A 9,033-nucleotide genomic window follows, 5' to 3' on the forward strand; every position below is an offset into this window, starting at 1 on the left:
GCCGCCCCTTCGGGTGGCGTTCAAGGATACCCATGGACACGAAACTGCTCGATATCCTCGCCTGTCCTCTGTGCAAGGGCACGCTCAAGCTCGCCGAAGACAAGAGCGAACTGGTCTGCAAGGCCGATGCGCTGGCCTTCCCGGTTCGCGAAGGCATCCCGGTGATGCTGGAAAGCGAGGCCCGCACCCTTAACGTCGACGAGCGGCTGGACAAGTAATGGCCCAGGCATTCACCGTCGTCATCCCGGCGCGCTACGCCTCCACGCGCCTGCCCGGCAAGCCGCTGCAGGACATCGCCGGCAAGCCGATGGTCCAGCACGTCTGGGAGCAGGCGCGGCGCAGTTCCGCCGAGCGCGTGGTGGTCGCCACCGACGACGCGCGTATCGTCGAGGCCTGCAAGGGCTTTGGCGCCGAGGTGGTGCTGACCCGGGTCGACCACAATTCCGGCACCGATCGCCTGGCCGAGGTCGCCACCCAGCTCGGGCTGGCCGGCGACGCCATCGTGGTCAATGTGCAGGGCGATGAGCCGCTGATCCCTCCGGCGATCATCGACCAGGTGGCAGCCAACCTGGCGGCTCACCCGGAGGCGGGCATCGCCACCCTCGCCGAGCCGATCCATGACGTGGATGCGCTGTTCAACCCCAATGTGGTCAAGGTGTCGACCGACACCCAGGGCCTGGCCCTGACCTTCAGCCGTGCACCGCTGCCCTGGGCTCGCGATGCATTCGCCCGTGGGCGTGATGCGCTGCCCGAGGGCGTGCCTTACCGCCGCCATATCGGCATCTATGCGTACCGTACCCAGTTCCTCCATGACTTCGTCGCCTGGGGCCCCTGCTGGCTGGAAGACACCGAATGCCTGGAGCAGCTGCGTGCGCTCTGGCATGGCGTGCGCATCCACGTAGCCGATGCCCTGGAGGCGCCGGCTGCCGGTGTGGACACCGCTGAAGACCTGGAGCGGGTGCGCCGCTTGCTGGGGGCCTGATGAAGGTTCTGTTCGTCTGCCTGGGCAATATCTGCCGCTCGCCCACCGCCGAGGGTGTACTGCGCCACAAGCTGCGTGAGGCCGGGCTGGCGGAGCAGGTCGAGGTCGACTCCGCCGGTACCGGTGACTGGCACGTTGGCAAGGCACCCGACACGCGCACCCGCCAGGCGGCGCTGCGACGTGGCTATGACCTGTCGCTGCTACGGGCGCGCCAGGTGAGCGTGGAGGACTTCTCGCGTTTCGATCTGGTGTTGGCGATGGATCACAGCAACCTGCGTGATCTCAAGGGGCTGCGCCGCAATGGCAGCGAGCCGGACCTGTTCCTGCGTCGCTATGGCCTGGTGCCGGAGGAGGTCCCGGATCCTTACTACGGCGGCGAGGAAGGCTTCGAAGAGGTGCTGGATCTGATCGAGCAGGCTTGTGATGGTCTGGTTGCCGAGATTCGGGGGCGCCTGTGAGCCTCGTCGTTTCCGAAAGCGTTTCCCTGAAGCCCTTCAACACCTTTGGTGTGGAGGTGCGTGCGCGCCTGTTTGCCGAGGCGCATGACGACGCCGAGGTGCGTGAGGCGCTTGCTCTGGCGAGCGCGCGCGGTATTCCGCTGCAAGTGATCGGCGGGGGCAGCAACCTGCTGCTGACCGCTGATGTCGACGCGCTGGTGCTGCGCATGGCCAGCCGTGGGCTGCGCCTGCTGGGCGATGATGGCGAGCTGGTGCTGGTGGAGGCCGAAGCTGGCGAGCCCTGGCACCCGTTCGTGCTCTGGACCCTGGAGCAGGGGCTGGCGGGGCTGGAGAACCTCAGCCTGATTCCCGGCACCGTTGGGGCGGCACCGATGCAGAACATCGGCGCCTACGGGGTGGAGATCAAGGATGTATTCGCCGGGTTGACCGCGATGGACCGCCTGAGTGGCGAGCTGCGTGACTTCAGCCTGGAAGAGTGCGCCTTCGGCTATCGCGACAGCCTGTTCAAGCGTGAGGTCGGCCGCTGGCTGATCCTCAGGGTTCGTTTCAAGTTGAGCCGTGCGCTGAGCTTGCACCTCGACTACGGGCCTGTGCGCCAGCGGCTGCAGGAGCAGGGCGTCGATGCGCCGACGGCGTCGGATGTGAGTCGTGCCATTTGCTCCATCCGCAGCGAGAAGCTTCCGGACCCGGCTCAACTGGGCAACGCTGGCAGCTTCTTCAAGAATCCGCTGGTACCGGCCGGGCTGGCCGAGCGCCTGCGTGGCGAACATGCGGATCTGGTGGCCTATCCCCAGGCCGATGGCCAGGTGAAGCTGGCCGCAGGCTGGTTGATCGAGCGTGCTGGTTGGAAGGGCTACCGTGATGGCGATGCGGGTGTCCATCGCCTGCAGGCCCTGGTGCTGGTGAACCACGGTGCGGCTACCGGCCTGCAGCTGCTGGACCTGGCGCAGCGCATTCAGGCCGATGTCGCCGAACGCTTTGGCGTGGTGCTGGAGATGGAGCCCAATCTGCTCTGACATCGCTTGCACGCAATAGACAAAGGGACGCTCAGGCGTCCCTTTTTCATTTGCGGTGCAGTGAGGGGGGGAGGGTGCGCAGGCAGGTTGCGGTGGACGGTGGGCGGGGTGGGCACTTTTCTCGTGCCAAAGAAAAAGGGATGCCGAGGCATCCCTTGTTCATTGAGGCAGGGCCTTAGACGGTCGGTTTGGACTCGTCCTTGGCTTCTTCCTCTTCCTTCGCTTCGTCAGCGACGGTTGCTTCGGCAGCTTCGGTGCTGGCCTCGGTCACTTCGACCTTGGGCTCTTCCGCAACTTCCTGGGCTTCCACGACAGCTTCAGCAACGGGCTCGGGCTGGGCTTCCACCACCGGCTCAGCGGCGACTTCGACCACGACCGGAGCAGCCTCCTCGACCACCGGGGCTTCTACCACGGGGGCTGCGGCGGCTTCACGTGCAAGACGCTCGGCTTCCTGCTGACGGCGACGTACTTCGCGAGGATCGTTCGGTGCACGGCCACCGGCGCTTACCGGTGCTGCCGCGGGGGCAGGAGCCGGTTCGGCTTCGACAACAGGGGCCACGACCGGAGCCGGTGCTTCCACTTCTGCGACCTGGGCGGTCTCGACGGGGGCTTCGACCACGGTTTCGGCAACCGGCTCGACGACCACGACGGACACTTCGCTTTCGATCACGGCAGGGGCGCTGGTCTCGATCACTTCGACCGGTTCCTGCTCCTGGGCGACGGCTTCGGCGACCGGGGCTTCGCTGGCGGCGCTTTCGACCTGGGTCGGCTCGCTGCTGGCTTGGCCTTCGACCTGCTCGGCGATCACTTCCGCGGCGACGGCGGTCACGACAACGGCGGCGGGGACGCTGCCATCGACATTGGCCTCTTCGCTGCCTTCCTCGCCTTCTTCGCCTTCGACTTCACGCTGGCGCTCACGGCGGTTGCTGCGGCGACGCTGGCCACGGGAGCGGCGGCGGGGGCGGTCGCCTTCGGCGCCTTCCTGGCCATCGACATCAAGCTCTTCGTTGTTCAGCAGTTCTTCTTCGCTGGCCTCGGCGGCAACCTGCTCGGGGCGCGGGGCGCGCTCTTCACGGGGCTGGCGCTCTTCGCGCGGCGGACGCTCGCCACGTTCGCGGCGGTTTTCCTGGCCTTCGCGAGGTTCACGCGGCTCGCGCGGCTCACGGGCTTCGCGCGGTGCACGCTCCTCACGGGGTTGACGCTCTTCGCGGGGCTGGCGCTCCTCACGAGGCTCGCGCGGTGCGCGCTCTTCGCGGGGTTCACGAGCTTCACGCGGAGCGCGGTCTTCACGAGGCTGACGCTCTTCGCGCGGCGGACGCTCGCCACGTTCGCGGCGGTTTTCCTGGCCTTCGCGAGGCTCACGCGGTTCGCGCGGCTCACGGGCTTCGCGAGGTTGACGCTCTTCACGCGGCTTGCGCTCTTCGTCGCGGCGGCCTTCACGGCTGCCGTCACGGCGGCGGTTCTGCTGGCGACCGTTACGGCGCTCGTCGCTGCTGCGGGCCGGACGCTCGCTGGCGCTCTGCTCGGTAGTGACGGGCTGGGCTTCTTCCTTGCCGGCGAACAGGCCTACCAGCGACTTCACCAGGCCTTTGAACAGGCTCGGCTCGGCAGCGGCGACGGCAGCGGTCGGCGGAGCCATCGGGGCCGGAGCGGGACGCTCGGGGGCCACGGTTTTCACGGCGGCTTCCTGGCGGACCAGGGTGCGAGTGGCGGCGGCCGGCTGGTGATCCTCGGTTTCGGTCGGGGTCATCTCGTAGCTGGACTGGCCGTGCATGACTTCCGGGCTGTCATCGCGCAGACGCTGCACTTCGAAGTGCGGGGTCTCCAGATGATCGTTCGGCAGGATCACGATGCGGGCGCGGGTGCGCAGCTCGATCTTGGTGATGCTGTTGCGCTTCTCGTTGAGCAGGAAGGCGGCAACCGGAATCGGTACCTGGGCACGGACTTCGGCGGTGCGGTCCTTCAGGGCTTCTTCTTCGATCAGGCGCAGGATCGCCAGCGACAGGGACTCGACGTCGCGGATGATGCCTTGGCCGTTGCAGCGCGGGCAGACGATGCCGCTGCTCTCGCCCAGGGACGGACGCAGGCGCTGACGGGACATTTCCAGCAGGCCGAAGCGGGAGATGCGGCCGACCTGTACGCGGGCGCGGTCGGCTTCCAGGGCTTCGCGGACTTTCTCTTCCACGGCGCGCTGGTTCTTGGCCGGGGTCATGTCGATGAAGTCGATGACGATCAGACCGCCGATATCACGCAGGCGCAGCTGGCGAGCGATCTCTTCGGCCGCTTCCAGGTTGGTCTGCAGGGCGGTTTCTTCGATGTCGCCGCCTTTGGTCGCACGCGCCGAGTTGATGTCGATGGACACCAGGGCTTCGGTCGGGTCGATGACGATGGAACCGCCGGAAGGCAGTTTCACTTCGCGCTGGAAGGCGGTTTCGATCTGGCTCTCGATCTGGAAGCGATTGAACAGCGGAACGCTGTCCTGGTAGAGCTTGATCTTGTTCTGGTACTGCGGCATCACCTGACGGATGAAGCTCAGGGCTTCTTCCTGGGCTTCGACGCTGTCGACCAGTACTTCGCCGATGTCCTGACGCAGGTAGTCGCGGATGGCGCGAATGATGACGTTGCTTTCCTGATAGATCAGGAAGGGGGCGCCGCGCTCACCGGAAGCTTCCTTGATGGCGCTCCAGAGTTGCAGCAGGTAGTCGAGGTCCCACTGCAGCTCTTCGCTGGAACGACCCAGGCCGGCAGTGCGAACGATCAGGCCCATGTCGGCCGGTGCGTTCAGGCCGTTCAGCGCCTCACGAAGCTCGTTGCGCTCTTCGCCTTCGATGCGACGGGAGATGCCGCCCGCGCGGGGGTTGTTCGGCATCAGTACCAGATAACGGCCGGCGAGGCTGATGAAGGTGGTCAGGGCTGCGCCCTTGTTGCCACGTTCTTCTTTCTCGACCTGGACGATGACTTCCTGGCCTTCGTTGAGCACGTCCTTGATGTTGACGCGCCCTTCGGGGGACTTCTTGAAGTATTCGCGGGAGATTTCTTTCAGCGGCAGGAAGCCGTGGCGATCTGCACCGAAGTCGACGAATGCGGCTTCGAGGCTGGGCTCGATGCGAGTGATGCGGCCTTTGTAGATGTTGGCCTTTTTCTGTTCACGGGCGCCCGACTCGATATCCAGGTCGTACAGGCGTTGGCCGTCGACCAGGGCAACACGCAACTCTTCGGGCTGAGTTGCGTTAATCAGCATTCTTTTCATGTAGTACCGTCGGTTTCCGGGGCTGCCGGAAACGGCGATCAGCACACACGACTCTCGCGGTCGGTGTCAGGTGCGCGTCAGGGGTGGCATGCCACCCCCGTGTCCAGCGACATCAGGCCAGTAGGGCCGGGGTCGCGACGACGTCTCCTGCTTGCTGTTGTCGTAACAGAAGCACGTTGTCAGGAGGAGGAATCAGCCATCGGTAGCGGACGAGATAAAGCGTCTTGATTGAAGCGTTTGCTACGCAGTCCGACGGTTGTGCATCTCCACCCTACACTTGTCCCTTGAAAATCGGGTGCCGCTCGCAGAATCCGTAGCGGGTTGCATTTTACGTGACCGCCCCTGAGGGGTTGGCCGCGCGTCATGGCTCAAGGCGTTTTTCTCCGGATATCCGCGCACTGTGCGGCGAAATATCCTGACGGACGGCCTGACGTCCTGAATGGGTTGCACGTGTCTGGGATGGCAGTTTTGGCGATCATCCGGAGCACGGCCGCTTTTGGCGGCGTTCGCGACTATAGCAGCAATTATTAAGTGCTTCAAATTCATCAAAAATTGCTATGATGCCCGCCATGACTACTCCCTCTTCTCCAACCTCCGGCGTCCAGCTGCTTGAGGTTGCGCCGGAATATGCCGGCCAGCGCATCGACAACTTCCTCCGTACCCAGCTCAAAGGCGTGCCCAAGACCTTGATCTATCGCATTCTGCGCAAGGGCGAGGTGCGGGTGAACAAGGGACGGATCAAGCCCGAGTACAAGCTCCAGGCTGGGGATGTGGTGCGCGTTCCGCCGCTGCGCCTTGCCGAACGTGATGAGGCTGCGCCCGTCGCCCAGGGGCTGCTGGAGCGGCTCGAGGCCGCCATCGTCTACGAGGACAAGGGCCTGATCGTCCTCAATAAGCCGGCCGGCATTGCCGTGCATGGGGGTAGCGGGCTCAGCTTCGGTGTGATCGAGGCGTTCCGTCAGCTGCGGCCGGACGCCAAGGAGCTGGAATTGGTGCACCGGCTGGATCGCGACACCTCGGGCCTGCTGATGATCGCGAAGAAGCGCAGCATGCTGCGCCACCTCCACGAAGCCCTTCGCGGCGATGGGGTGGACAAGCGCTACATGGCGCTGGTGCGTGGCAATTGGCCGACCTCGAAGAAGAAGGTCAGTGCGCCGCTGCTGAAGAACAACCTGCGTTCCGGTGAGCGCATGGTCGAGGTCAATGACGAGGGCAAGGAGGCGCTGACCGAGTTCCGCGTCCTGCGTCGTTTCGGCGAGTTCGCCACCCTGGTCGAGGCCAGCCCCATTACCGGGCGCACCCACCAGATTCGCGTGCATACCCGCCATGCCGGGCACGCTATCGCGGGCGATCCCAAGTACGGTGACGAAGAGTTCTCCCGCGAAATCCGGGAGCTGGGCGGCAAGCGCCTGTTCCTGCATGCCTATGCGCTGTCCCTGGTGTTGCCTGACGGCACGCCGCTGCGGGTCGAGGCGCCGGTGGATGATATGTGGGAGAAGACCCTGGAGCGCCTCGGTGTCTGACTACCGTCTATTGGTGTTCGATTGGGATGGCACCCTGGCGGACTCTATCTCGCGCATAGTCGAGTCCCTGCGGGTGGCCGCTGAGATCTGCGGGCTGCCGCAGCTGGATGAGTCGGCGCTGAAGGGCATCATCGGCCTCGGTCTGCCCGAGGCGATCCGTGTCCTCTATCCAGAACTCGTCGATCCGTCTTCGGTCGAACGCTACCGTGCGGCTTACGGAGCTCATTACAACCGGCTGGAGGTGCAGCCGTCGGCGCTGTTCCCTGGTGTGCTGGAGGCCCTGGAGGGTTTCCGCAATGAGGGCTACCTGCTGGCGGTCGCCACCGGCAAGAGTCGACGAGGGCTCGATCACGTCCTCGCGGGGCGTGGTTGGCTGGATTACTTCGATATCACCCGTTGCGCCGACGAGACGGCCAGCAAGCCCGATCCACGCATGCTGCATGAGATCCTTGCGCATTGCGGCGTGGAGGCTGGGCGGGCGTTGATGGTGGGGGATTCACCCTTCGACCTGCAGATGGCTCATCGCGCCGGTATGGATTCGGTAGCGGTCGGCTACGGTGCTCAGTCCCTCGATACCTTGCGTCGTGAATCGCCGAAGCTGGCGGTCGAATGTTTCGATGAATTGCGCCACTGGCTCGCCGGTGGTGCGAACACACACTCTATGAAGGTGGATCTGCATGTCGGATGAATGGAAGGCATCGACGCCTGCGGGCAGTGGCGATGACAAGAGCTGGAAGTTGCTCGAGAAGGCGGTGTTGGCTGGGGTTCAGGAGCAGCGTCGGTCCCGTCGCTGGGGCATTTTCTTCAAGGTGCTGACCTTCCTTTATCTGTTCGTGGCTCTGGCACTCTTCTCTCCGCTTTTCGATCTGCAGAAGACGGCGGCTCGCGGCGAAAGCCACACAGCGCTGGTCGAGGTGAAGGGCATGATCGCCGATGGCGAGGCTGCCAGCGCCGACAATATCGTCGGCAGCCTGCGTGCGGCCTTCGAGGATACGAAGACCAAGGGCATCGTTCTGCGTATCAACAGCCCGGGCGGCAGCCCGGTCCAGTCCGGCTACATCTATGACGAGATCCGTCGTCTGCGTGGCGAGCATGCGGATATCAAGGTCTATGCAGTGATCACTGATCTCGGTGCTTCGGGCGCGTACTACATCGCCAGTGCGGCCGATGAGATCTATGCCGACAAGGCCAGCCTGGTGGGTTCCATCGGTGTTACGGCAGCGAGCTTCGGCTTCGTCGAGCTGATGGGCAAGCTGGGTGTGGAGCGTCGTGTCTACACCTCGGGCGAGCACAAGGCCTTCCTCGACCCCTTCCAGGCGCAGAAGCCTGATGAGACTGCGTTCTGGCAGGGCGTGCTGGATACCACTCACAAGCAGTTCATCGACAGCGTGAAGAAGGGGCGTGGCGACCGTTTGAAGGTCGAGGGGCATCCCGAGCTGTTCAGTGGCCTGGTGTGGTCGGGCGAGCAGGCCCTGGAGCTGGGGCTGGTAGATAAGCTCGGCAGCACCAGCTACGTGGCGCGCGAGGTCATTGGCGAGAAGGAGATCGTCGACTACACCAAGCAGGAGACACCTTTCGACCGTTTCGCCAAGAAGCTGGGGGCCAGTGTCGCCGAGCAGCTGGCGCTGTGGATGGGGTTCCAGGGGCCGGCTCTGCGCTGATCCCGTCGCTGTGTCTAGTCCTGAAATAGGTTTACACCTTTCAGGCCAAGCTCCATACCTCAAAGCGCCCGATGCACCGCATCGGGCGTTTTGTATTTTAGAGCCAGGTGAGGCCGCTCCCGGTTATAGATATCGACGGCTTC

General features: G+C 64.5%; 8 protein-coding genes. 7 read left to right on the top strand and 1 reads right to left on the bottom strand.

The genetic code is table 11. The annotated features are described in order from the left end of the window. Positions 1–32 precede the first annotated feature (32 nt). Genes RTW82_RS32110 through murB form a run of 4 tightly spaced genes read left to right on the top strand, consistent with a single transcriptional unit; the run spans position 33 to position 2,456 of the window. Positions 33–218 carry a Trm112 family protein gene (locus RTW82_RS32110; protein WP_021219506.1) on the top strand — a complete coding sequence of 62 codons (186 nt, stop codon included), beginning with the start codon at positions 33–35 and terminating at the stop codon, positions 216–218. Beyond that, positions 218–982, top strand: a complete 765-nt coding sequence (kdsB, locus tag RTW82_RS32115; protein WP_316925231.1) for a 3-deoxy-manno-octulosonate cytidylyltransferase — start codon at positions 218–220, stop codon at positions 980–982. Before RTW82_RS32110 ends, kdsB begins: the two co-directional genes overlap by 1 nt. After that, entirely contained in the window at positions 982–1,440 is a 459-nt protein-coding gene (locus RTW82_RS32120; RefSeq protein WP_184489244.1) for a low molecular weight protein-tyrosine-phosphatase, read from the top strand. Before kdsB ends, RTW82_RS32120 begins: the two co-directional genes overlap by 1 nt. Beyond that, on the top strand, positions 1,437–2,456 hold the full coding sequence (gene murB, locus RTW82_RS32125) for a UDP-N-acetylmuramate dehydrogenase (RefSeq protein WP_316925232.1): 1,020 nt from the start codon (positions 1,437–1,439) through the stop codon (positions 2,454–2,456). The genes RTW82_RS32120 and murB overlap by 4 nt, the downstream gene beginning before the upstream one ends. 175 nt (positions 2,457–2,631) lie before the next feature. On the opposite strand, the gene rne is transcribed toward murB, so the two are convergent. Next, on the bottom strand, positions 2,632–5,706 hold the full coding sequence (gene rne, locus RTW82_RS32130; RefSeq protein WP_316925233.1) for a ribonuclease E: 3,075 nt from the start codon (positions 5,704–5,706) through the stop codon (positions 2,632–2,634). 569 nt (positions 5,707–6,275) lie between these two features. On the opposite strand from rne, the gene rluC reads away from it, so the two are divergent. The 3 genes from rluC to sppA are packed head-to-tail and all read left to right on the top strand — an operon-like array spanning position 6,276 to position 8,890. After that, complete coding sequence (gene rluC, locus RTW82_RS32135) at positions 6,276–7,229, top strand: 23S rRNA pseudouridine(955/2504/2580) synthase RluC (RefSeq protein ID WP_316925234.1); 954 nt, start codon at positions 6,276–6,278, stop codon at positions 7,227–7,229. Then, complete coding sequence (locus tag RTW82_RS32140; RefSeq protein ID WP_316925235.1) at positions 7,222–7,917, top strand: HAD-IA family hydrolase; 696 nt, start codon at positions 7,222–7,224, stop codon at positions 7,915–7,917. Before rluC ends, RTW82_RS32140 begins: the two co-directional genes overlap by 8 nt. After that, entirely contained in the window at positions 7,907–8,890 is a 984-nt protein-coding gene (gene sppA, locus RTW82_RS32145; protein WP_021217614.1) for a signal peptide peptidase SppA, read from the top strand. Before RTW82_RS32140 ends, sppA begins: the two co-directional genes overlap by 11 nt. Positions 8,891–9,033 lie beyond the last annotated feature (143 nt).

This window comes from Pseudomonas sp. zfem005 (assembly GCF_032621735.1).
Lineage (GTDB): Bacteria > Pseudomonadota > Gammaproteobacteria > Pseudomonadales > Pseudomonadaceae > Metapseudomonas > Metapseudomonas solani.

Coding starts and splice junctions, on each gene's coding strand:
- sppA (WP_021217614.1), top strand. CDS start 7,907: ATGTCGGATGAATGGAAGGCATCGACGCCTGCGGGCAGTGGCGATGAC.
- RTW82_RS32120 (WP_184489244.1), top strand. CDS start 982: ATGAAGGTTCTGTTCGTCTGCCTGGGCAATATCTGCCGCTCGCCCACC.
- rne (WP_316925233.1), bottom strand. CDS start 5,706: ATGAAAAGAATGCTGATTAACGCAACTCAGCCCGAAGAGTTGCGTGTT.
- kdsB (WP_316925231.1), top strand. CDS start 218: ATGGCCCAGGCATTCACCGTCGTCATCCCGGCGCGCTACGCCTCCACG.
- rluC (WP_316925234.1), top strand. CDS start 6,276: ATGACTACTCCCTCTTCTCCAACCTCCGGCGTCCAGCTGCTTGAGGTT.
- RTW82_RS32110 (WP_021219506.1), top strand. CDS start 33: ATGGACACGAAACTGCTCGATATCCTCGCCTGTCCTCTGTGCAAGGGC.